This window comes from Streptomyces sp. NPDC055506 (assembly GCF_053643595.1).
This window is the reverse complement of sequence record NZ_JBSHKH010000066.1, coordinates 1-22105: the sequence shown is the minus strand read 5'-3', so window position 1 is coordinate 22105 and position 22105 is coordinate 1. Positions and strand designations below refer to the sequence as shown.

Annotated in this window: 24 protein-coding genes and 1 tRNA gene; 21 read left to right on the top strand and 4 right to left on the bottom strand. The window is 69.0% G+C overall.

Translation table 11 applies throughout. From position 1 onward, the window contains the following. Window positions 1-123 precede the first annotated feature (123 nt). Window positions 124-405: a hypothetical protein gene (locus tag ACWIF2_RS24025; protein ID WP_319229909.1), complete on the bottom strand. Its 282-nt coding sequence runs from the start codon at window positions 403-405 to the stop codon at window positions 124-126. 39 nt (window positions 406-444) lie between these two features. Between ACWIF2_RS24025 and ACWIF2_RS24020 the strand changes: the two genes are divergently transcribed. After that, complete coding sequence (locus ACWIF2_RS24020; protein WP_354710937.1) at window positions 445-903, top strand: HNH endonuclease signature motif containing protein; 459 nt, start codon at window positions 445-447, stop codon at window positions 901-903. Between the two features lie 441 nt (window positions 904-1344). On the opposite strand, the gene ACWIF2_RS24015 is transcribed toward ACWIF2_RS24020, so the two are convergent. Then, window positions 1345-2442: a DUF1152 domain-containing protein gene (locus ACWIF2_RS24015; protein WP_454362686.1), complete on the bottom strand. Its 1098-nt coding sequence runs from the start codon at window positions 2440-2442 to the stop codon at window positions 1345-1347. Between the two features lie 144 nt (window positions 2443-2586). Here ACWIF2_RS24015 and ACWIF2_RS24010 point away from each other — a divergent pair, with 144 nt between their 5' ends. From ACWIF2_RS24010 to ACWIF2_RS24000, 3 genes are all read left to right on the top strand, one after another. Beyond that, entirely contained in the window at window positions 2587-3327 is a 741-nt protein-coding gene (locus tag ACWIF2_RS24010; RefSeq protein WP_454362685.1) for a GntR family transcriptional regulator, read from the top strand. A 275-nt stretch (window positions 3328-3602) separates the two neighbouring features. Further along, window positions 3603-4043, top strand: coding sequence for an ATP-binding protein (locus ACWIF2_RS24005; protein ID WP_454362684.1), 441 nt, complete (start codon window positions 3603-3605; stop codon window positions 4041-4043). A gap of 86 nt (window positions 4044-4129) precedes the next feature. Continuing rightward, the gene (locus ACWIF2_RS24000; protein ID WP_454362683.1) at window positions 4130-4858 is read left to right on the top strand and encodes a GntR family transcriptional regulator; all 729 of its coding nucleotides are present in this window, start codon (window positions 4130-4132) and stop codon (window positions 4856-4858) included. Between the two features lie 14 nt (window positions 4859-4872). On the opposite strand, the gene ACWIF2_RS23995 is transcribed toward ACWIF2_RS24000, so the two are convergent. After that, complete coding sequence (locus ACWIF2_RS23995; RefSeq protein WP_329327806.1) at window positions 4873-5103, bottom strand: hypothetical protein; 231 nt, start codon at window positions 5101-5103, stop codon at window positions 4873-4875. A 353-nt stretch (window positions 5104-5456) separates the two neighbouring features. Here ACWIF2_RS23995 and ACWIF2_RS23990 point away from each other — a divergent pair, with 353 nt between their 5' ends. The 10 genes from ACWIF2_RS23990 (at window position 5457) to ACWIF2_RS23945 (ending at window position 11804) form a co-directional block, all read left to right on the top strand. Beyond that, complete coding sequence (locus tag ACWIF2_RS23990; protein WP_454362682.1) at window positions 5457-5807, top strand: SCO3933 family regulatory protein; 351 nt, start codon at window positions 5457-5459, stop codon at window positions 5805-5807. Between the two features lie 5 nt (window positions 5808-5812). Then, the gene (locus tag ACWIF2_RS23985; RefSeq protein ID WP_454362681.1) at window positions 5813-7186 is read left to right on the top strand and encodes an FtsK/SpoIIIE domain-containing protein; all 1374 of its coding nucleotides are present in this window, start codon (window positions 5813-5815) and stop codon (window positions 7184-7186) included. A gap of 80 nt (window positions 7187-7266) precedes the next feature. After that, complete coding sequence (locus tag ACWIF2_RS23980) at window positions 7267-7923, top strand: DUF2637 domain-containing protein (RefSeq protein WP_454362680.1); 657 nt, start codon at window positions 7267-7269, stop codon at window positions 7921-7923. A gap of 20 nt (window positions 7924-7943) precedes the next feature. Further along, window positions 7944-8135 (top strand): RING finger protein, encoded by a 192-nt coding sequence (locus ACWIF2_RS23975; RefSeq protein ID WP_104783024.1) that lies wholly within the window; start codon window positions 7944-7946, stop codon window positions 8133-8135. Further along, the gene (locus ACWIF2_RS23970; protein WP_454362679.1) at window positions 8135-8326 is read left to right on the top strand and encodes a mobile element transfer protein; all 192 of its coding nucleotides are present in this window, start codon (window positions 8135-8137) and stop codon (window positions 8324-8326) included. Before ACWIF2_RS23975 ends, ACWIF2_RS23970 begins: the two co-directional genes overlap by 1 nt. A 9-nt stretch (window positions 8327-8335) precedes the next feature. Beyond that, complete coding sequence (locus ACWIF2_RS23965; RefSeq protein WP_185013164.1) at window positions 8336-8530, top strand: hypothetical protein; 195 nt, start codon at window positions 8336-8338, stop codon at window positions 8528-8530. Between the two features lie 26 nt (window positions 8531-8556). Then, window positions 8557-8814 (top strand): SpdD protein, encoded by a 258-nt coding sequence (locus ACWIF2_RS23960; protein ID WP_454362678.1) that lies wholly within the window; start codon window positions 8557-8559, stop codon window positions 8812-8814. Window positions 8815-8944: 130 nt separating this feature from the next. Continuing rightward, window positions 8945-10264 carry a replication initiator gene (locus ACWIF2_RS23955; protein ID WP_454362677.1) on the top strand — a complete coding sequence of 440 codons (1320 nt, stop codon included), beginning with the start codon at window positions 8945-8947 and terminating at the stop codon, window positions 10262-10264. Beyond that, complete coding sequence (locus ACWIF2_RS23950; RefSeq protein ID WP_030851903.1) at window positions 10240-10434, top strand: helix-turn-helix transcriptional regulator; 195 nt, start codon at window positions 10240-10242, stop codon at window positions 10432-10434. Before ACWIF2_RS23955 ends, ACWIF2_RS23950 begins: the two co-directional genes overlap by 25 nt. Beyond that, window positions 10431-11804, top strand: a complete 1374-nt coding sequence (locus tag ACWIF2_RS23945) for a tyrosine-type recombinase/integrase (RefSeq protein WP_454362676.1) — start codon at window positions 10431-10433, stop codon at window positions 11802-11804. The genes ACWIF2_RS23950 and ACWIF2_RS23945 overlap by 4 nt, the downstream gene beginning before the upstream one ends. A 694-nt stretch (window positions 11805-12498) precedes the next feature. Here the strand turns inward: ACWIF2_RS23945 and ACWIF2_RS23940 are convergent. Continuing rightward, window positions 12499-12570 (bottom strand) — tRNA-Arg (locus ACWIF2_RS23940). Window positions 12571-12686: 116 nt separating this feature from the next. Here ACWIF2_RS23940 and ACWIF2_RS23935 point away from each other — a divergent pair. The 7 genes from ACWIF2_RS23935 (at window position 12687) to rho (ending at window position 22096) form a co-directional block, all read left to right on the top strand. Continuing rightward, entirely contained in the window at window positions 12687-13199 is a 513-nt protein-coding gene (locus ACWIF2_RS23935) for a response regulator (protein ID WP_454362698.1), read from the top strand. A gap of 106 nt (window positions 13200-13305) precedes the next feature. Continuing rightward, window positions 13306-14508: an ArgS-related anticodon-binding protein NrtL gene (gene nrtL, locus ACWIF2_RS23930; RefSeq protein ID WP_454362675.1), complete on the top strand. Its 1203-nt coding sequence runs from the start codon at window positions 13306-13308 to the stop codon at window positions 14506-14508. Between the two features lie 11 nt (window positions 14509-14519). After that, a complete protein-coding gene (lysA, locus tag ACWIF2_RS23925; RefSeq protein ID WP_454362674.1) occupies window positions 14520-15911 on the top strand; it encodes a diaminopimelate decarboxylase in 1392 nt (463 codons plus the stop codon). 145 nt (window positions 15912-16056) lie between these two features. Continuing rightward, window positions 16057-17349: a homoserine dehydrogenase gene (locus ACWIF2_RS23920; RefSeq protein ID WP_382583517.1), complete on the top strand. Its 1293-nt coding sequence runs from the start codon at window positions 16057-16059 to the stop codon at window positions 17347-17349. Between the two features lie 6 nt (window positions 17350-17355). Continuing rightward, window positions 17356-18414, top strand: a complete 1059-nt coding sequence (gene thrC / locus ACWIF2_RS23915; RefSeq protein ID WP_432966503.1) for a threonine synthase — start codon at window positions 17356-17358, stop codon at window positions 18412-18414. A gap of 340 nt (window positions 18415-18754) precedes the next feature. Then, the gene (thrB, locus tag ACWIF2_RS23910) at window positions 18755-19684 is read left to right on the top strand and encodes a homoserine kinase (protein ID WP_454362673.1); all 930 of its coding nucleotides are present in this window, start codon (window positions 18755-18757) and stop codon (window positions 19682-19684) included. A 399-nt stretch (window positions 19685-20083) separates the two neighbouring features. Further along, entirely contained in the window at window positions 20084-22096 is a 2013-nt protein-coding gene (rho, locus tag ACWIF2_RS23905; RefSeq protein ID WP_454362672.1) for a transcription termination factor Rho, read from the top strand. Window positions 22097-22105 lie beyond the last annotated feature (9 nt).

Here is a 22105-nt window from a genome sequence, read left to right as displayed (position 1 = left end):
CCTACTCGATGGACGGAAAGCGGACTCCGAGAGGTGGCGGGCCTAAGCGCCCCTTCGGGAATGCTGGGCAAAAATGAGTGGCTCCTGAAAGCCGACTATGCCATCACAGTCGGCCGTTGGTTCCTAGAGGGCTTGGTTGACCTGGCCAGGCATGTAGAATCTGGAAGTAATATTGGGCACGTTTATGTAGAGATTTTCGCCCAGCTGCGAATGCTCGCTCAGCACGCACCCCAAGATGAAGTTGAACTGGCGGCTACTCAACTTGCAGATTTTGCGTGGCGTGAGATAGAAGCTCGCAGAGCGGTAGGACGTGAGCGGATAAGCGCGGCCTTGAAGCAAGCGGTGTGGTTTAACGGTGCCCCAGATCAAAGATGTTATCTGTGCGGGTACCAGTTCACGCAGCATGCACGAGACCTATTCCTTCGTCGAACGCGACAGGAGTTGATGCCGCTGACTTTGGTTGACTTTACTCGCCCTAGAGGGCTGAATGCGAGGCATCTTCGCATTGAGCTGGACCATAAAATCCCGGTCGCGGAGGGTGGGGCGACGGATGAGGATAACCTCTACCTAGCTTGCGGATGGTGCAACCTGACCAAGAGTAAAATGTGGAGTGTTTACGACGCTAAGGCATGGGCAGCAGGGATTGTAAAGCATCCAGATCCTAAGATTGGCGCGGTCACACTCCCGCAACCTCTTTGGATCTTGCGAGTGATTGCGGCCCGCGGGCGTTGTGAAGCGGCAGCGACGTGCCCAGCGCGTCTGAACAACAGTGAGCTTTTTGTAGCACCGTTTAGCGTCGGGGGAGCCCTTACGCCAACTAATCTGATGGTTGTTTGCGGTCAGCACGACCCTTGGGCTTCCAGTCGATTCATCGCGCCTTCGTTCTTGCCGCAACGAAAGTAGCCGATAGCTCCGACGGTTCGCGGGGTAGTTCGGGTACGGACGGGCAGGCCGCGTGCTCTGGCTGTTCCAAGTCGATCGTCGGTTCACGGCAGCCTTGACGGGCAGTTTTGGTGCGACTACTGCGAAGGGGAGCGAATCCCTAGGTCGGGTTGGGCACCGAAGTCATGGTCGGGTGACACCTGAGGTGAAGGCTCGACGGTCGGTGCAGCGGCTTTGGGGTGGCGCTGCTTTGGCGCGAGTGATCATGGCCCCGTAAAGCCGGGGAGCCGACCGCCCCAGCCGCGACGAACCCTTCTCTGGCATCAGGCGGCTGATTGCTGACAGCACGGCACGGGCGCCGGCCGGGCTGGAGCGGGGCGGAGACAGGAGCGCAGGCCCGGCCGGGGGCCGGGCCGCGCGCGGTGAGCGGAGCGAGCCGCCTTGAACCCGTGAAGAAGGTTGTTACTCAGTAGTGGCTGGGATGCGCCACAAGGGAGCGTCGTACTGCTGCGGACGGCTGTTGATGAGCAGTTGGCGAAGGTCCTCGCGCAAGGAGCCGTTGAGGTTCAGGGCCTCGGTGAGGCGGCGGAACGTCGTGTGGCTGACTCCGCGGCTGAGTGCCTCGGCTTCGAACTGGTCGAGCTGAGACAGTACGGCCTCTGGGTCGAGCGGCACCGGTGGCTGGTCCTTGAGCCATGCGGCCTTGTTGCGCTCGTAGTCGATTTCCGAGTAGCCGCAGATTTCGCGGCTGTGTGCCTCGACCTCGTCCAGGGTGGCGGTCGCCAGGATGGCGCGGGCGAACTGGTTGCGGGTCAGCGCTTCGTCCAGGTCGACCTCATAGACTGTCGGTCCCTCGTCGGTGAGGGGCACCGGGAGGCCGGCGTCTCGCATTTCGCAGGTGCCGCGTACGCCTCGGGCTGTCGCTGCGAGCATCCCGGTTGCCTCGGACGGGTGCCATTCCAGGACCGAGCTGATCGGCTCGACGTCCTTTGCGGTGAGGGTGTGGATTAGAGGACCGAGCATGCCGCGCAGTTCGTCGAGAGGGAGTTCGCCATCGAGGCCGGGGCCCGTCACCAGGAGGCGGACGGGTGCATTCACCTGGCAGCACGCGGCGAGTGTGACGGCGTCGGCGAGGGGGCTCTTCAGCGTCGGTTCATCGCCCTGGGCGAGGATGTCGCCGCCTACGTCAAGGAGATCGATCGAGGCCGGTGACAAGTGGTCCACCAGCTCTTCGAGTTGGCGGGTGACACCCTCGACCCCGTGGCGTGCGTCGATCAGCGCGAACGTGTGCCGGAGCTCTGCCGCGAGTCGGGGGAGAGTCGAACCCGCCGGAGCGATGGGGCGGGCCTCGGCCGGCACTGCCCAGACTGCTGGTGTGAGGGGTTGGAGGCCGGTGAAGTTGTCTGGCCCTCGGGGACCCGGAACCGGGTCGACCAACAGGCGGTCCCACGCGTACGTGAGGATCACCGCCTGGTCCTCGTCGCCGTAGAGGGCGGCGTGAATCATTGCGGCGGCGACTGCGTCGCCCCCTCCTCCTGCTGCGACGATCAACCGCGTCATGCGGCTCAGCCTACGGGGTAGGGGGTTGACCACTCACCCTATAGTGGCTAGAGGCCATAGCCACTTTTATCGAGAAGCAGGCCTCAGCTCGGTAGCGGGGTGCCCGACTACTCGCCTGGGGCTCGCCTTGGGTGAGGAGGACTGATGCCGCAGATCGAGGAGGCTCAGCCGAAGTATCTCCAGATCGCGCACTACATCCGTGATCAGATTCTTCGGGGTGACCTGCGACCGGGTGATGAGGTGCCGTCCGAACGGCAGTTGGCGGCGGACTGGAAGGTGTCCCGGCCCACGGCCGCGCGGTCGTTGGAGGCGCTGAGCCATCAAGGGCTCGTCGAGAAGCGTCAGGGGTCGGGCACGTACGTGCGCAGCCTCGAAGTCAACCGGCGGGCACGTGAGTTGTACGGGCGCGCTCGGCAGACCGGGAAGATCTACACGCCTGGCGAGTACGCCGTGATCACTTCTGCCGGTTGGTTGGAGGCGCCGGATCACGTCGCTGAGGCGCTGGGCCTGGTCAAGGATCGCCGGGCGGTGCACCGTCGGCGGGTGACCAACAACCAGGACGGGCCGATCACGCTTTCCACCTCGTGGTTCGCTCCGGACGTCGGTCAGCGTGCGCCGAAGCTTCTGGAGCCGGAGCGGATCCAAGAGGGGACGCTGATGTACGTCGAGAACATGACGGGACGGCAGGGGAGTTACGCGGAAGATCGCATGTGTGCGCGTGCGGCGACTGAGGAAGAGGCCGAGGACCTTCAACTTGCTGCCGGCTCCGCCGTGCTGATCGTGCACCACGTCGTCTTCGACCTCCAGGACCGGCCGTTGGAGTTCGCTGAAGCCACCTACCCGCCGCATCGCTGGGCGTTCGAGCAGGGCTACCCCCTCACCTGAGGGGGCCAGTTGCAGCGAATCGCTTGCGTCGGCCAAGTGGCTAATGCCACTATCCAGAAAGTGGCTAAGGCCACTTCACTGGGAGGAGGCGCGGTGTGACGAGTCAGCGGCCGGATCAGGGCACGCACTTACCTTGCCGGGGTTGCCGGGGGCGCGGCTGGAAGCGTGTCGGCTCACGAACGACCCTGGCGCTTGCCACCGCCGCCGATCGCACCCGTGCCACATCGAAGCGGCGCTGCCTCGACTGCGACGGCAGCGGCAGGAAGTGAGCACCCATGGCCTACACGATCGACCGCTACCCGTCTGAGGAGTCACCGCGCCTCGGTGCGATGACCTTGCATCCTGTCGCTGAGTCTGTGCCGCGAGCTCGGCGCTGGTTCCGCAAATTCATCGCCCCGTACAACCCGGCCTGCTCCGTCGACGACTGTGCGCTGATGATCTCGGAGCTGGTGACCAATGCCATCGCTTACGGCCGGTCGGACGAACCCTGGCTCGTATGGGTCGAGTGGTTCCGTGAGGGGACCTCGCTCCGGGTCGACGTGCACAACCCCGGCTTTCCGGCGAACGTGCGGCTGAGGCACCCCGACGCCAACGACTCCCACGGGCGTGGACTGCTCCTGGTTGATTCGCTGGCCGAGTCGTGGCACGCCGCACCGAGCCGCTTCGGCGGAACCGTCGTCTCCTTCGTGGTGGCCGATGCCTGGCCCGGAAGGTAAGAGTTCGCTCCGCTTCTACATTGACAATCGAAGATTCGCTAGTCTGGTTGACCAGTTGACTTGGCCAATCCCGACAGGCGGCGTTCATGGCTTATGAAGTGGAGCCACCGAAGTACGTGCGCCTCGCACAGACGATCCAGCGTCGCATCGAGGACGGCACGTACCCGCCTGGCACTCGGGTGCCCAGTGAGAACCAGCTGGTGCAGTCCTTCGGGATGTCCCGCCCCACCGTCGTGCGGGCGCTGGAACTGCTGAAGCGTGATGGCTGGCTGGAGTCCCGACAGGGGTACGGCACGATCGTTCGGGACCGGCCGGAAGTGGTCGAGCAGAAGGACAGGCGGGGGCGAGAGGCTCTGCAGCGCGACGAGTCCCAGACCTCGGGACGTCTCATGGAAGTCGCTGAAGTCGTTGTCCCGGCGCGAGTCGCCTCAGCGCTCGGCTTGCCAAAGAAGGCCAAAGTTCTCATGCGTCGCTTCCTCGTCCAGGAGGAAGGCGAAGCGGTTGAGCTGGTCTCGTCGTACTTCCCCGCCGGCTTGGTGGAGGGCACTGAGCTGGCGAGCGCGGAAGTCCTCACTGGCAGTGTGCGCGAGCACCTGGAGGCGAGGAAGAAGATCCGGTTCGACCATGTCACGGAACGGGTTTCAGCTCGGCTCCCTGAGGCAGGTGAAGCCGGCCTCTTGGGCCTGCCGGACGGCGTACCCGTGCTGAGCGTCCTAGTCATCGCGTGCGACGCGTCAGGGCAGGCGTTGCAGGTTTCTGACGTGCTGCTTCCTGCTGACCGACAGGAACTTGAAGACACTTACCGCCTCGGCTGACGGGTGAACGGGCCTCAGCTCCGAGGTTGGCGGCTGGCAAGCCGGTAGATCACGTATGTAAGGGCCAGGATGAAGTCCGCGGCCACCCAAAGCCCGATCACCAAGCCAACCCCGATCGTGGTGCCGACGTCGTTCGCGTCGTTGCACAGGTCTAGGTCGTCTCCCGTCAGGCCGCGGCATTCTTCGGGCGTGCCGCTGGCGCCAGTGGCGCCCACTATGACCCAGGCCAGGAACAAGAGCTGCACTGCGAGGAAGACCCACAGGAAGACACGGTGCCGCTTCCTCGGCGGGGGTGCCGCACTGCCCTGCCCTGGAGGCTGAGTTGAGGGTGAGCCTTGGGGCGGTTCCGGCCAGGTGTCCGGCGGCGGTGCTGCCCCTTGTGGAGTGCGAGGGCCCCATGACTGTGGTTCTGGAGCGCGGTTCTTCTTGCTCATGTCACGCCCTCCCTTGCTGCTGACTCCATGGTGCGCTGGGGGCTCCAAGGCCGCTCGCTGACCACCGCGATGTCACTTGACAAGTCAACCTGGCATCCGTAGCTTCGAACTTGCTAAGTCAACTTGTCAGGTGGCGAGTTGGTTGATCGAGAAGGGGAATCTCTGTGCGTGTAATCCGTATTGACGCCTCGGCCGCCACGATCCTGCTCACCGAAGCGCCGGCGCCGAAGGTGCGCGACCGGCAGACCGGTGAGATCGCCAAGGACGCCCTGAGTGGTGAGGCGCTGATGACGGTCGGCGTCGTCTACATCGACGAGGGCGAGTCGTCGCTGATTCAAGTCACCGTCCCCGAGAGCGGTGTGACGGACGGCCTGACCGTCGGGGCTCCGGTCTCGCTGCCGGGGCTCATCGCCCGGCCGTGGGAGAGCGTCTTCAACGGGCAGCAGCGGCACGGCATCGCCTACCGGGCGACCGCCGTTGCTCCTGGAGCCTTCCCGATGGAGCAGGCGGGCTGATCGTCGTGACCGACCTGGTGACGTGGGCCGAGCTGGGCGGGTCGCTCGCTGCGATAGGCGGCGCGGCCTACGCCCGGCATGCCCATCCGGCGGCGTACTGGTCCACGGTCGGGTTGCCTGTCTCAGTGGCTCGGCTGCTGGCCTCGTACACCTCCACCATGGACGCGTGCGGCCTGACGGTCGAGCCGCCCCGGTGGCGGGCCCTGGCCGTCAAGGCCACGACTCGCCGTGAGGTCCGGCCGGTGCCTCCTCGCCGGGGCATGATCCGGCCCACCTCGACCGGTCTGCGGCTTCGGCTGCGGCTGGCTCCGGGCCAGGAACCGGCGGACGTGGCGGCCTCGGCCGAACGGCTGCGTCATGCCTGGGGTGTTCACGCCGTGTACGTGCGGGACGTCAAGCCCGGTGTCGTGGAACTGCGGCTCGTCGGCTTCGACGTCCTGCGGAAGGTGCGGATGCCCCGCCGGGCCGACGTCGGTCCGCTCCGCGTGCCGGTGGCTCTGCGTGAGGACGCAACCGCCTTCGTACGGGACTACCGGGCCGTACCTCACGAACTCGTGCTCGGGGCCACGCTGTCCGGCAAGTCCATGTTCCTGCGGAACCTGCTGGCCGGGCTGGCCGCTCAGCCGGTGGTCCTGGTCGGGATCGACTGCAAGCGCGGGGTGGAGCTGGCGCCGTTCGCTCCCCGGCTTTCGGCGCTGGCGACCGACCCGGAGCAGGCGGCCGAGCTGCTGCCCGTGCTCGTCAAGGAAATGGAGGACCGATACGACCTGATCAAAGCGCGGCAGGGCACCGCGCCCGGCACCCCGGATGAGCTGATCACCTCGGACGTCTGGGGCCTGCCGGAGGACGAACGCCCGGCTCCCATCGTGCTGTTCGTCGACGAGGTAGCAGAGCTCTTCCTCGTCGCCACGAGGAAGGAGGAGGAGCGACGGGACGAGATGGTCACCCAGCTCATCCGGCTCGCCCAGCTCGGCCGCGCGGCCGGCATCTACCTGGAGGTCTGCGGGCAGCGCTTCGGGGCCGAGCTGGGCAAGGGAGCGACCATGCTCCGGGCTCAGCTCACCGGCCGTGTCTGCCACCGGGTGAACGACGAGGCGTCCGCGAAGATGGCGCTCGGGGACATCGCCCCTGAGGCTGTCATGGCCGCCTGCGCCATCGCGGCCGAGTTGCCCGGCCTCGCGGTCGTCGGAGACACGTCCGGCGGCTGGTCCCGCATCCGCACGCCGTACCTGTCCCTCGCCGACGCTGCGGCCACCTGCCGCGAGACGGCGCACCTCGCCCCGGACGTTCCGGCGCTCGCGCCGTTCCGGCCCCACGTCCCGCCCGTGCCGGTGAAGGGGTCCGGCCCCCTGGCCACTCCTCAGCCGATCACCGAGTAACCAACCCGCTCCCACGGTCGGCGCGGCCGTCCCGCGCCAAGTCCCTACCCCACCCATGCCCGGAACTGGAAGGAGTGGCCGTGCGCGCCCTGCCCGTCCGTGTGGACGCCGTACTCGTTCAAGCCCTGATCGCCGCCGCGCTGTCCTTCGCTCACCTGCATGACCTGGCACTCGCCGCCGGACAGGACGGCTGGAAGGCGTGGGCCTATCCGGTCTCCGTCGACCTGCTGTTGGTGGCGGCCTGGCGGCGCCTGCGCTCCGGTGAGGCGAAAACCGCCGGGTGGTGCTGGTTCCTCGTCGCGCTGACCGCGTCCCTCGGCGCCAACGTCGCCACCGCCGGTCTGCTCGACCTGGAGAACGTACCGGCCTGGCTCCGCATCCTCGTCGCCGGCTGGCCCGCGGTCGCCTTCCTGGGCGGCACGCTGCTCGCTCACGGAGCAACGAATCCCGGCACGGGCCCGGCGACGGCACCGGAACCGTCTTCGACGGCACAGGCGCCGGAACTGACCGCCGCGGACGTCGAGCCGCCCTCGGCTGCGCCCGAACTGCCGTCCGCCGCAGCGAAGTCGACTCCGCCGCCTCCGCCCTCGCTACCGCCCGCGCTCGTCACTCTCGCCCGCAAGGTCGCCGACGAACACCGCGCCCGGACCGGGACCGACATCGACACCTCGACCCTTCGCGCCCGGCTCGGTGTGCCCATGCCGCTCGCCGAAGCCATCACCACCCAACTCACCTAACTGCCGGAGGAATCTCTCCCTTGCGCCCGTCCACGCTCCGCGCGCTGAAGCGCGCCGCCGAGCTGACCCGACAGAACCGTCTGACCGAAGCCGTGCTGATCGCCGAGCCGGTGATCCTCGCCGCCGACAGCTACGAGGGCGACGAGATCTTGCGCTGGCTGGCCGACCACGTCACCGACTTCACCGGTGAGACCGACAAGGAGATGCCCTGATGTCCGCCAACCGCCGTTTCCGCCGCGTCGTCCGCATCGGCCCCGTCCAGGTCGGCACCTACTTCGACGGCCGGGGCCGTGAGAAGCACACCGCCGCCTGCACGGCTCCGCGGTGCGGCTTCGCCACTGACTACGACAGTCGCGCCGCCGCCGAGCTGGCCGCGCGCACTCACTGCTGCCGCGTCCGCTGAGGAGTTCCCGTGACCGTCTCGCTGCCGCTCGTCTTCGTCCTGGGCGTCATCGCCTGGGCCGCGATCAAGTTCCTCGGCGTCCGCCTCTGGGTCGCCGTCGTGATCGCGCTGTTCGGCTTCTGGCTCTCGCACACCATCCTCGCCCCGGCCATCGAGTCCGGCACCCGCTCCGGGGTCGACGTCGTCAACGGCACCCACGAATGACACCCCGACCGACAAGGAGTCCCGCGATGTTCCGCCCCAAACTGCCTGACACCCCGCACGTCCCGAGCATCACCACCCACATCCCGCAGGACCATGCCCCGGTTCCCTCCGCCGGCCGCTCGGTCGCCCCGTTCGTGGGGGTCGGCGCCGGTGCGGTCGCCGCCGTGGTCGTCCTCGGCGTCGTCCTCACCGCGCTCCTGGCGGCGGTCGCCATCTCGGCGGTGTCCGTGGCCATCGCTGCCACGGTCCTGCGCTCACTCATCACCGGCGCCAACAGGCGCTGACCGGCCGCCGGGGCGGCAAACGCCGCCAAGCATCCCGCCGCCCCGGGGCCGTCCCTCCCAACCGCCGAAACGGCCGAAAGGAAGACCCATCATCACCCGGCAGACTCCGCCCCCGCTGGCGGAACTCTCCATGCTGGCCTCCCTCGGCACCATGCCCGAGCTGGCCCGCCAACTCTCCGGCCTGGGCGGCTGCACCAACCCCGTGCGCCTTGACGGCCACCGCACCGAGTACGCGGTCGACCGGACAACCGGAGAGATCGGGCGCGTCCTCCACCACCTCGACTCGTCCTCCCTGCCCGCCGGAAGTCTCCTCGTCCGCTGCAACAACCGCCGCGCCAACCGCTGCACTGCGTGCGCGGAGGTCTACCGCCGAGACACCTTCCACCTGATCACCGCCGGACTCCGCGGCGGCAAGGGCACCGCCGAACAGGTCGGCACACACCCGCGTGTCTTCGCCACCCTCACCGCACCGAGCTTCGGCCCCGTCCACAACCGCCCCTCCAGCGGGCGGCCCTGCCGCTGCGGCACCCGGCACGACGACACAGACCCGGCCCTCGGCACGCCCCTCGACCCGGACGCATACGACTACGAGGCGGCCGTGCTCTGGAACGCACACGCCGGAGCCCTCTGGCGGCGCTTCTCGATCTACCTGCGACGTGAGATCGCCAAGCGCGCCGGACTCACCCAACGCGCGTTTCGGCATCACGCGCGCGTCTCCTTCGCCAAGGTCGCCGAGTACCAGAAGCGGGGCGCCGTCCACTTCCACGCGGTCATCCGCCTCGACGGCCCGGAGGGCGGCGACACGGCCCCTCCGGCCTGGGCGTCCGCCAAGCTGCTGACCGACGCCATCCATGCCGCAGTCACCACCACCCACGTCAACGGACCCGACGTCGATGGCCGCGCCCACACCTTCACCTTCGGCCGCCAACTCGACGTACGCATCATCCGCTCCGCCGGCTTCGACGGCGGCCATGAGCTGACCGACCGGGCCGTGGCTGCGTACATCGCCAAGTACGCCACCAAAGGCGCCGAAACGGCGACCGGCACCCTGGACCGGCCCATCCGCTTCCTCGCCGAACTCGCACAGGCCCGGATCACCGACCACGCCCGGCGCATGATCCGGACGGCCTGGACCCTCGGTGCCCGCAAGGACCTCGAACACCTCCGCTTACGCGCCTGGGCCCACATGCTCGGCTTCCGCGGCCACTTCTCCACCAAGTCCCGCCGCTACTCCACCACCCTCGGCGCCCTCCGTGACGCCCGCGCCGAATGGCGCCGCGCACAAGCGCCCACGGCCGTTCCCCAGGACGGCGAAACCACGCTCGTCCTCGCCCACTGGGTCTTCGCCGGAACCGGCCTGAGTAACGGCGAGGCCTGGCTCGCTGCGTCCCTCGAACCCGCCCCCGGAACGGAAGGAGAACCGACATGGACGCCCGTCGCGACGAGCTGATGACCGTTCGGCAAGTCCTGGATGAGCTGGGCGGTGTCTCCCGTCGGACGTTCTACCGCTGGCGAGAACTCGGGTACGGGCCGGCCGCATTCAAGCTGCCCAACGGAGAGCTGCGGGTTCGGCGGAGTGACTTCAACACGTGGCTGCGACAGCTGGAGGAGGCGGCGTGAAGTCGCTCGATGTGAAGGTCTGGGGAGTCCGTAAGCGGGACACCAAGACGCCTTCGTACGGTGTCCGCTGGTCCGTCGCAGGCAATGTGTTCTCGGAGTCATTCCGCACCAAGGCGCTTGCCGACCACTACCGCACGAAGCTCATGCGTGCGATGCGCGAGGGCGAGGAGTTCGACACGGAGTCGGGACTTCCGGCCTCGATGGAAGAGAAGAAGTCGGCAGTGTCGTGGTACGCCTTCGCTCTCAGGTACCTCGCCATGAAGTGGCCTCATGCCGCCCCCAACACACGGGACGGCATCAACGAAGCTCTCACCAGCGTGACGCTGGAACTCCTCGACGAACGCGCCGGACGACCGTCCGACGAGGAAATCCGCAGAGCACTGCGCAACTGGGCCTTTGTGCTGCCAGGGCCCGGGGACCGGGAAGTCCCGGGTGACGTGCAGAACATTCTCCACTGGGTATCCAAGGCATCCCGGCCGCTCGCCGATCTCGCTGAAGCGGCCACGGCTCGCACGGTCCTCGACTCGCTGAAGCTCAAGCTCGACGGCACGGCGGCAGCGGCGGAGACCGTGCGGCGCAAGCGTCGGACGCTCGTCAATGCCGCGAATTACGCCGTCGACCTGGGGGAGCTGCGTGAAAACCCCATCACGGCTGTCCGCTGGCAGAAGCCGAAGGTGTCCAACCAGGTCGACCCGCGGGTGGTCGCCAATCCGGAGCAGGCACGGAACCTCCTGGCGGCGGTTTCCTACGTGGGTGGGTACCGGCGTGCCCGTGGTCGCCGCCTCGTGGGTCTGTTCGCCGCCATGTACTTCGGTGGCTTACGGCCGGCGGAAGCGGTCGGCCTCGTCGAGACGGACCTGAAGCTTCCCGAGCAGGGCTGGGGCTCGGCGCTGCTCCACCGGACCCGTCCGTCTGTCGGCAAGCAGTGGACCGACTCGGGGGAGACACATGACGACCGCGGGCTGAAGAACCGGCCGACCGAGGACGTGAGGCGGGTGCCGATCCCGCCTCACCTCGTCGCCGTACTCCGCGAGCACCTGGCCACCTTCGGCACGGCGGACGACGGGCGGCTGTTCTTCAGCGAGAAGGGCTCGGTCGTCCCGTCCTCGACCTACTACCGCGTGTGGCAGGAAGCTCGGCTCCTCGCGCTCCCGCCGGCCGTCGCGGCCTCGCCGCTCGCGAGTAGGCCGTACGACCTGAGGCACTCGGCGCTGTCGACGTGGCTCAACGCCGGTGTCGACCCCACCGAGGTGGCCGAGCGCGCCGGCAACAGCGTCGAGGTCCTGCTGACCCGCTACGCCAAGTGCCTCGACGGACGGCAGGACGTCGCTAACCGGCGGATCGAGGACCTGCTGCGCGAGTACGAGTGAGACGTCTCGCCGCAACACTGAGGCCCCAGGCATATCGTCTGGGGCCTTCCTCGTTTCGTGCCTTACCTGCGGTGATGCTGCCTCACTTGCGCGGGCAATTGCGCTTGTCATGCCCGCGGTAGTGACACACGCTGCACTTCCCAGCGTTAGAAGAGACGTCACACGACCGCCTGTCGTGCCCTCCCTCGCCGCACCAAGAGCAAGTGCGGGTCCCGCTCGCGCTCATTTCCCCTCCGAATTGTCCGTGGCTCGCTGCCCTTGTCCGGAGTCTAGATGTCGCACACCTGTTAGTTCGGCGTTTTGTCAGATTGCTGAGGTTCCTGACCTCCCTCGTGCAGGCAAGATGGCCTCTGCTTCGAACGGTCGTATGAAGTAGGTAAGTTGGCTGCTGCGCGTGCTCCCGTCCGCCGCCCGCTCACCCGCACTTTTGCCTCCTTGCCAATGCGGTCCCGCCTACAGCGCCGCCACGGCGTCCGCGATCTCCGCCCTTGCCAGGGCAGGGGGACCGCATGGGGCTGATAGACCCGCACCATCTCTAGGCCCTCACCTGCGGCGATGCTTCAAGATCCCGTCCACGCCTCGTCCACGGACCTCGACATACGCCCGCTCCGACCGGCACACGTCTGCACAAACACAAAGACCCCGCACTCAGCATTTTCGCTGGTCACGGGGTCTTTAGGCACCTCATCAAGGGTGCCCCCGGCAGGATTCGAACCTGCGCACACGGCTCCGGAGGCCGTTGCTCTATCCCCTGAGCTACGGGGGCGTGTCCGGCGCGATTGCTCGCGGCGACGGGTAGAACACTACCAGCTCCCTCGGGGTGGTCATCAACGGGTTTCCGCTGCCGGGGGCGGGTGTGTGGGTCGCCCGTGCGGGGTGGAAGTGGGGAAAACCCGGACGCGGTGGCCGGGGCCGACCTACTCTCGAGTTGTGCCAGGCGCGTCGGGTCGGGTGCTTGTTGTGGACGACAACAAGGTCATCCGGCAGTTGATCAGGGTCAACCTCGAGCTGGAGGGGCTGGAGGTCGTGACCGCGGCCGATGGTGCCGAGTGTCTTGATGTGATTCATCAGGTGCGGCCCGATGTCGTGACCCTCGACGTCGTCATGCCCCGGCTGGACGGGCTCAGGACCGCCGCCCGGCTGCGGACCGATCCGCTGACCCGTGACCTGCCCCTCGCCATCATCAGCGCCTGCACCCAGCCCGAGGTCGAGGCCGGGCTCGAAGTCGGCGTCGACGCCTTCCTCGCCAAACCCTTCGAGCCCGCCGAACTGGTCGGGATGGTGCGGCAGTTGATGGAGCGGGCCCGGCGTCGGGAGAGGCAGGGCGGTGGTGTCCCCGACATCGGGGGCGATACCGCCCGGGCGCAGACCGTCGATCAGCCGGCCGTACCGTAGGTGACGAGCGGCCGCTCGGCCTCCTGAGGGAAGCCGCCGTCCACATCCCGGACCCTCCCTAAACCGGTTCGCATACCCACCCCCCTCCTCCCATACGCTTGTGCCCGTGACCCCCGTCGAACTCTCCCGCACCGTGCTGCACGCCGTGCGTCGCGCTGTCGACGAGGGCGAGCTCAGCGTGGCCGTGCCGGAGCGGGCCGTGGTCACCAGGCCAGGGCCAGGGGGCTGCGGCGACTACGCCACCAACATCGCCCTCCGACTGGCCCGTGCGGCGGAGCAGCCGCCCCGGTGCGTTGCCGAGATCCTGCGGGCGCGTCTCCTCGACGACCACCGCATCACCGACGTCGTCGTCACCGGTGCCGGATTCCTCAACCTCAGCCTGGGAAGCGGCGCCTCCGTCGCGCTGATCGAAGAGATCCTGCGGCGCGGGCGGCGGTACGGCCACGCCGCGGGGCCCAGCGGGAACGTCGTCCGGCTCCGGTGCCCGGCGGAGGTCCGTGCCGTCGTGGTCGCGGATGCCACGGCCCGGCTGCTGCGCAGCCAGGGCGACTCCGTCCGCGTCAGCTACGACGGGCGGCCCGCGCCGGAGTGGGGAACCGTCCTCGGCCTGGACACCGAGGGTGTGCGCAACGAGGGCGTGGACAGCGAGGGCGTGGACAGCGAGGGTTCGGACGCCGGCGGTATCTCCTCCGCCGCCGGTGGTGTGGATCCCGGCGGCATGGAGGCCCGCCCCTCCCGAGTGCCGGACCCCTCCCGAGTGCCGGACCCCTCCCCAGGGCCCCACCCCCTCCGGCCCGTCCCCGACGTCACCATCCGCCCCGTCCCCGCCCCCACCGACCCCCTTCCCCTCGGCCGGGACGCCGCCCGTTGGGCCCTGCTGTACCCCGCCGCGCACGACCGGCCCAGGATCACCGGCGATCATCTGGTCCAGCGGGAGGCCAACCCCCTCTTCCGCGTCCGGTACGCCCACGCCCGCACCCGGGCCCTGCTGCGCAACGCCGACGACCTCGGCTTCCGGCCCGAGCCCGGCCCCGCGCACACACCCGACACGGCACCGCTGATCGCCGCACTCGGCGACCACCCACGTGTCCTCACGGCCGCCGCCACCGACCACACCCCCGACCGCCTGGCCCGGCACCTCGTCACCGTCGCCGACGCCACGCTGCCGCTGCTCTCCGCCGTGCTGCCCCTCGGCGAGGAGAAACCCTCGGCCGCCCACCGTGCCCGGCTCGCGCTCGCCGAAGCCGCCGGGACGGTGCTGGCCGGCGGCCTGTCCCTGCTCGGCATCGACGCACCCGATCACCTCTGAAAGACACGAACATGAGCCGTTCCGCACACCCCGCCGGGCCCCGTCACGCCGATGTCCTCCCCGAGGGCCACTACTCCGCCCCGCCCACCGACCTCAACGCCCTGGACCCCAAGGTGTGGGCCGAGACCGTCAGGCGGGACGAGGACGGTGTCGTCACCGTCGGCGGCATCGCCGTCACGGAGCTCGCCGAGGAGTTCGGTACCCCCGCCTACGTCCTCGACGAGGCCGACTTCCGGGCCCGCGCGCGTGCGTGGCGCACCGCCTTCGGGACCGACGCCGACGTCTTCTATGCCGGCAAGGCGTTCCTCTCCCGTGCCGTGGTGCGCTGGCTGCACGAGGAAGGGCTGAACGTCGACGTCTGCTCCGGCGGCGAGCTGGCCACCGCCCTCTCCGCTGGCATGCCCGCAGACCGCATCGCCTTCCACGGCAACAACAAGTCCGTCGACGAGATCACCAGGGCCGTCGAGGCCGGCGTGGGCCACATCGTGCTCGACTCCTTCCAGGAGATCGCCCGGGTCGCCCACATCGCGCAGAGCCTCGGCAAGCGGCAGAAGGTCCTGATCCGGATCACCGTGGGTGTGGAAGCCCACACCCACGAGTTCATCGCCACCGCCCACGAGGACCAGAAGTTCGGGATTCCGCTGGCCGGCGGGCAGGCCGCCGAGGCCGTACGCCGTGCCCTGCAGCTCGACGGGCTCGAACTCGTCGGCATCCACAGCCACATCGGCTCGCAGATCTTCGACATGTCCGGGTTCGAGGTCGCCGCCCACCGGGTCGTCTCGCTGCTCAAGGACGTCCGCGACGAGCACGGCGTCGAGCTGCCGGAGATCGACCTCGGCGGGGGGCTCGGTATCGCGTACACCAGCGACGACGACCCGCGCGAGCCGCACGAGATCGCCAAGGCGCTCACCGAGATCGTCACGCGGGAGTGCGAGGCCGCCAAGCTGCGCACGCCGCGCATCTCCGTGGAGCCGGGCCGCGCCATCGTCGGTCCGACCGCCTTCACGCTCTACGAGGTCGGCACCATCAAGCCCCTCGACGGGCTGCGGACGTACGTCTCCGTCGACGGCGGCATGTCGGACAACATCCGCACCGCGCTGTACGACGCCGAGTACAGCGTCGCGCTCGTCTCCCGCACCTCCGACGCCGGGCCGATGCTCGCCCGTGTCGTCGGCAAGCACTGCGAGAGCGGGGACATCGTGGTCAAGGACGCGTTCCTGCCGGCCGACCTGGCACCGGGTGACCTCATCGCCGTACCCGCGACGGGCGCCTACTGCCGTTCCATGGCCAGCAACTACAACCACGTGCTGCGGCCGCCGGTCGTCACCGTGCACGACGGCGAGGCCCGGGTGATCGTCCGCCGCGAGACCGAGGAGGATCTGCTGCGTCTCGACGTCGGCTGAGCCACGCCGGGGATGGTGGAAGATCTCCTGTCTCCCACCCCCGTACAAATGAAATAGATATCTCACGATCCGGACGAAGGGCAGAAAGTCCCGTCCGGTGAGTGAGACTGGTGCAACCGTAGACGGTATGAGGAAACGAGGTCGGATGATGCGTACGCGTCCGCTGAAGGTGGCGCTGCTGGGCTGTGGAGTGGTCGGCTCAGAGGTGGCGCGCATCATGACGACGCACGCCGACGACCTCGCCGCCAGGATCGGCGCCCCCGTGGAGCTCGCGGGCGTGGCCGTACGGCGTCCCGACCGGGTCAGGGAAGGCATCGACCAGGACCTCGTCACCACCGACGCCACCGCCCTCGTCAAGCGCGGCGACATTGATGTCGTGGTGGAGGTGATCGGCGGGATCGAGCCCGCCCGGACCCTCATCACCACCGCCTTCGAGCACGGCGCCTCCGTCGTCTCCGCCAACAAGGCGCTGCTCGCCCAGGACGGGGCCGCCCTGCACGCCGTCGCCGAGCAGCACGACAAGGACCTCTACTACGAGGCCGCCGTCGCCGGTGCCATCCCGCTGATCCGGCCGCTGCGCGAGTCCCTCGCCGGCGACAAGATCAACCGGGTGATGGGCATCGTCAACGGCACGACCAACTTCATCCTCGACAAGATGGACTCGACCGGGGCCGGCTACCAGGAGGCCCTCGACGAGGCCACCGCCCTGGGGTACGCGGAGGCCGACCCCACCGCCGACGTCGAGGGCTTCGACGCCGCCGCCAAGGCCGCCATCCTCGCCGGCATCGCCTTCCATACGCGCGTGCGTCTCGACGACGTCTACCGCGAGGGCATGACCGAGGTCACCGCCGCCGACTTCGCCTCCGCCAGGGAGATGGGCTGCACCATCAAGCTGCTCGCCATCTGTGAGCGGGCCGCTGACGGTGCGTCTGTCACCGCGCGCGTGCACCCGGCCATGATCCCGCTGAGCCACCCACTGGCCTCCGTCCGCGGTGCCTACAACGCCGTGTTCGTCGAGTCCGACGCCGCCGGGCAGCTCATGTTCTACGGCCCCGGAGCGGGCGGTTCCCCGACCGCCTCCGCCGTGCTCGGCGACCTCGTCGCCGTCTGCCGCAACCGGCTCAGCGGCGCGACCGGACCGGGCGAGTCCGCCTACGCCGCCCTGCCGGTGTCGCCGATGGGCGACGTGGTCACGCGCTACCACATCAGCCTCGACGTGGCCGACAAACCGGGTGTTCTCGCCCAGGTCGCGACCGTGTTCGCCGAGCACGGAGTCTCGATCGATACGGTTCGCCAGTCGGGGAAGGACGGCGAGGCCTCCCTCGTCGTCGTCACGCACCGTGCGTCCGACGCCGCCCTCACCGGGACCGTCGAGGCGTTGCGCAAGCTCGACACCGTGCGTGGTGTCGCCAGCATCATGCGGGTTGAAGGAGAGTAACCAGCAATGACCCACCAGTGGCGCGGAATCATCGAGGAGTACCGGGACCGGCTGCCGGTATCCGACACCACGCCGGTCGTGACGCTCCGCGAGGGCGGCACACCGCTCGTGCCCGCGCAGGTGCTCTCCGAGCGCACGGGCTGCGAGGTCCACCTGAAGGTGGAGGGCGCGAACCCCACCGGGTCCTTCAAGGACCGCGGCATGACCATGGCCATCACCCGGGCCAAGGAGGAAGGGGCCAAGGCCGTCATCTGCGCCTCCACCGGCAATACGTCGGCCTCCGCCGCCGCGTACGCCGTGCGGGCCGGGATGGTCTGCGCCGTGCTCGTGCCGCAGGGCAAGATCGCGCTCGGCAAGATGGGCCAGGCCCTCGTGCACGGCGCGAAGATCCTCCAGGTCGACGGCAACTTCGACGACTGCCTCACCCTCGCGCGCGCCCTGAGCGACAACTACCCCGTCGCGCTGGTCAATTCGGTCAACCCGGTACGTATCGAGGGCCAGAAGACGGCCGCCTTCGAGATCGTGGACATGCTCGGCGACGCGCCCGACATCCACGTCCTGCCGGTGGGCAACGCGGGCAACATCACGGCCTATTGGAAGGGCTACAAGGAGTACGCCGCCGACGGCGTCTCCGCCCGGACCCCCCGGATGTGGGGCTTCCAGGCCTCCGGCAGCGCCCCGATCGTGCGCGGCGAGATCGTCAAGGACCCGTCGACCGTCGCCACCGCCATCCGCATCGGCAACCCGGCGTCGTGGAACCACGCGATCGCCGCGCGGGACGAGTCCGGCGGCTTCATCGACGAGGTGACGGACCGTGAGATCCTGCGCGCCTACCGGCTGTTGGCCTCCCAGGAGGGCGTCTTCGTCGAGCCCGCGTCCGCCGCGTCCGTCGCCGGTCTGCTGAAGGCCGCCGAGCAGGGCAAGGTCGACCCGGGGCAGCGGATCGTGTGCACCGTCACCGGCAACGGCCTGAAGGACCCCGACTGGGCCGTCGCCGGCGCCCCGCAGCCGGTCACCGTCCCCGTCGACTCGGCGGCCGCGGCGGAGCGCCTCGGACTCGCCTGACCTGCGCGGACGTGCCGAGCGCCGGTGTAGCGCTCGGCACGGTCCGGCGTAAGACGGCGCTTGCCCGGGGAAGTACCCCACAGGGGGTGCACAGGGCTCATACGACACGCATCGTGCGCCTCCTGTGCGCCCTATGTCGCCACAGAACCTTCTTTCGATAGGCTGTACTGAACCCGCCCGCCGCATATGCCTCCGCATAGAGCACGGTGCCGCGCCGTCTCCGCGGCCGGGACAGCGGCCGGCCATCCCGGTCGGCAGCGGCCCCCAGGGTTCTCGTACGCATCGAATGTCCATCGAACGTCATTCGACAATCACGCAGCTCAAGGAGAGTCATCGAGCGATGGCCGGTCCAGCGTTCCGCGCCGCCGCCGTCCGGGTGCGCGTCCCCGCCACCAGCGCCAACCTCGGCCCGGGCTTCGACGCCCTCGGCCTCGCGCTGGGCTTGTACGACGACGTCGTCGTCCGGGTGGCCGACTCCGGGCTGCACATCGACATCGCGGGTGAGGGCAGCGAGACGCTCCCGCGCGACGAGAAGCACCTCCTCGTCCGTTCCCTGCGCACGGCCTTCGACCTGCTCGGCGGACAGCCGCGCGGCCTGGAGATCGTCTGCGCCAACCGCATTCCGCACGGCCGGGGCCTGGGCTCCTCCTCGGCCGCCATCTGCGCCGGGATCGTCGCCGCCCGCGCCGTGACCATAGGCGCCGACGCCAAGCTCGACGACACCGCGCTGCTCGAGCTCGCCACCGAGATCGAGGGCCACCCCGACAACGTCGCGGCGTGTCTGCTGGGCGGCTTCACCCTGTCCTGGATGGAGGGCGGAGCGGCCCGCGCGATCAGGATGGAGCCCGCCGATTCCATCGTTCCGGTGGTTTTCGTGCCAGGAAAGCCGGTTCTGACGGAGACGGCGCGCGGACTGCTCCCGCGCTCCGTCCCGCACATCGACGCCGCCGTCAACGCGGGCCGGGCCGCCCTGCTGGTCGAGGCCCTGACGCGGCGCCCCGAACTGCTGCTGCCCGCCACCGAGGACCGCCTGCACCAGGAGTACCGCGCCCCCGCCATGCCCGAGAGCGCGGCGCTGGTGGAGCGGCTGCGGGCCGAGGGTGTCCCGGCGGTCATCTCCGGCGCCGGACCGACGGTCATGGCACTGACCGACGAGGGCACCGCCGACAAGGTCGAGGCCCTGGCGGGCGCGGACTGGGCCGCGAACCGGCTGAGCCTCGACGCACAGGGCGCGAGCGTTCTTCCGCTCGCGGCACCCGGCGACTTTTAGCACTCGGTTGCCGGATTTGGAGAGGGGGAATGTTTGTTGGATCCGGTAGTGTTAACCTCAAGTCTGCACCCGACCCCACCATGGCGAGGTGCCTCGTGTCCCCGTCCGGGACAGACATTCTTCCGGGAGCCCCCCAAGCCGCACTGTGTTTCGTACGTCGGACCGTACGCCGTACGCGAACACTGAGCGGGGCGCAGGGCACGCTCCGGAACCGGTGCGACCACGCCGCGTGACACTGACACTGGGTGCCACGGCTCAAGGAAGCGCCATCACCAGATTCCTCCGCCGCTTAGGCGGACCACCGCCCCGGCACGGTTCACACCACACGGACCGAAGTCGGACAGCACAACCGGTCGCCGAGCCAGACAGGCCGACGTCCGCTCCAGGGAAGGACCCTTCGTGAGCGACACCACCGATCTGATGGGCGCACGTGTCGAGGAGACCGCTGCCGCGCCCGCCACGGACGCCTCCGCGCCTGCCACCGGTGCCGGCTCCCGGCGGCGCCGCGGTACCGGCCTCGAGGGCATGGTGCTGGCCGAGCTGCAGCAGGTCGCATCCGGCCTCGGCATCAAGGGCACGGCGCGTATGCGCAAGAGCCAGCTGATCGAGGTCATCAAGGAGGCGCAGGCGTCCGGCGGCGCCGCTCCGGCCGCGAAGGCCGACGCCCCCGCCGAGACCAAGCCGAAGCGCCGCGCCACCTCCCGGACCCGTACGGGGGACAACGCCGAGAAGGCGGAGAAGAAGGCGGACGCGAAGCAGGCCTCCGAGGCCCCCGCCGACAAGGCCGAGAAGGCCGTGGCCCAGCAGCAGATCGAGATTCCCGGCCAGCCCGCCAGCAACGACGAGCCCGCCGAGCGCCGCCGTCGCCGTGCCACCGCCGACGCCGGATCCCCGGCCTCCGCCGCCGAGACGGTCACCGCCGAGGCGAAGAACGACGCCAAGGCCGAGGCGCCGGCGCAGCAGTCGCAGCAGTCCCAGAACGACGCCAAGTCCGACTCCGGCGACGGTGGCGAGGGCCGCCGCCGCGACCGCCGTGACCGCGGCCGGGACCGTGACCGCGGCGGCCGGGGCAAGGGCGACGACCAGCAGGGCGGCCAGCGCGGCCAGCAGCAGGGCCAGCAGCAGGGCGGCGGTGGCGGTCGTCAGGACCGTGGCCAGCAGCAGGATGACGACGACTTCGAGGGCGGCCGCCGTGGCCGTCGCGGGCGCTACCGTGACCGCCGTGGCCGTCGCGGCCGCGACGACGTGCAGGAGCCGCAGATCACCGAGGACGACGTCCTGATCCCCGTCGCGGGCATCCTGGACATCCTCGACAACTACGCCTTCATCCGCACGTCCGGCTACCTGCCCGGCCCGAACGACGTGTACGTCTCCCTCGCCCAGGTCCGTAAGAACGGCCTGCGCAAGGGTGACCACATCACCGGTGCCGTCCGTCAGCCGAAGGAGGGCGAGCGCCGCGAGAAGTTCAACGCGCTGGTCCGTCTGGACTCCGTCAACGGCATGGCGCCCGAATCCGGGCGCGGGCGGCCGGAGTTCAACAAGCTGACGCCGCTGTACCCGCAGGACCGGCTCCGCCTGGAGACCGACCCGGGCGTGCTGACCACCCGCATCATCGACCTCGTGTCGCCGATCGGTAAGGGCCAGCGCGGTCTGATCGTGGCCCCGCCGAAGACCGGCAAGACCATGATCATGCAGGCGATCGCCAACGCGATCACGCACAACAACCCCGAGTGCCACCTGATGGTCGTCCTGGTCGACGAGCGCCCGGAAGAGGTCACCGACATGCAGCGGTCGGTGAAGGGCGAGGTCATCTCCTCGACCTTCGACCGCCCGGCCGAGGACCACACGACCGTCGCCGAGCTCGCCATCGAGCGCGCCAAGCGACTGGTCGAGCTCGGGCACGACGTGGTCGTCCTGCTGGACTCCATCACGCGTCTGGGCCGTGCCTACAACCTGGCCGCGCCCGCCTCCGGCCGCATCCTGTCCGGTGGTGTCGACTCGACCGCCCTGTACCCGCCGAAGCGCTTCTTCGGTGCGGCCCGCAACATCGAGGACGGCGGCTCGCTGACCATCCTCGCCACCGCGCTGGTGGACACCGGGTCCCGCATGGACGAGGTGATCTTCGAGGAGTTCAAGGGCACCGGCAACGCGGAGCTCAAGCTCGACCGCAAGCTCGCCGACAAGCGCATCTTCCCGGCGGTGGACGTGGACGCGTCCGGTACCCGCAAGGAAGAGATCCTGCTCGGCAGCGATGAGCTCGCCATCACCTGGAAGCTGCGCCGTGTGCTGCACGCGCTCGACCAGCAGCAGGCGATCGAGCTGCTCCTGGACAAGATGAAGCAGACGAAGTCGAACGCCGAGTTCCTGATGCAGATCCAGAAGACGACGCCGATGCCGGGCAACGGCGACTAGGCACCGTCC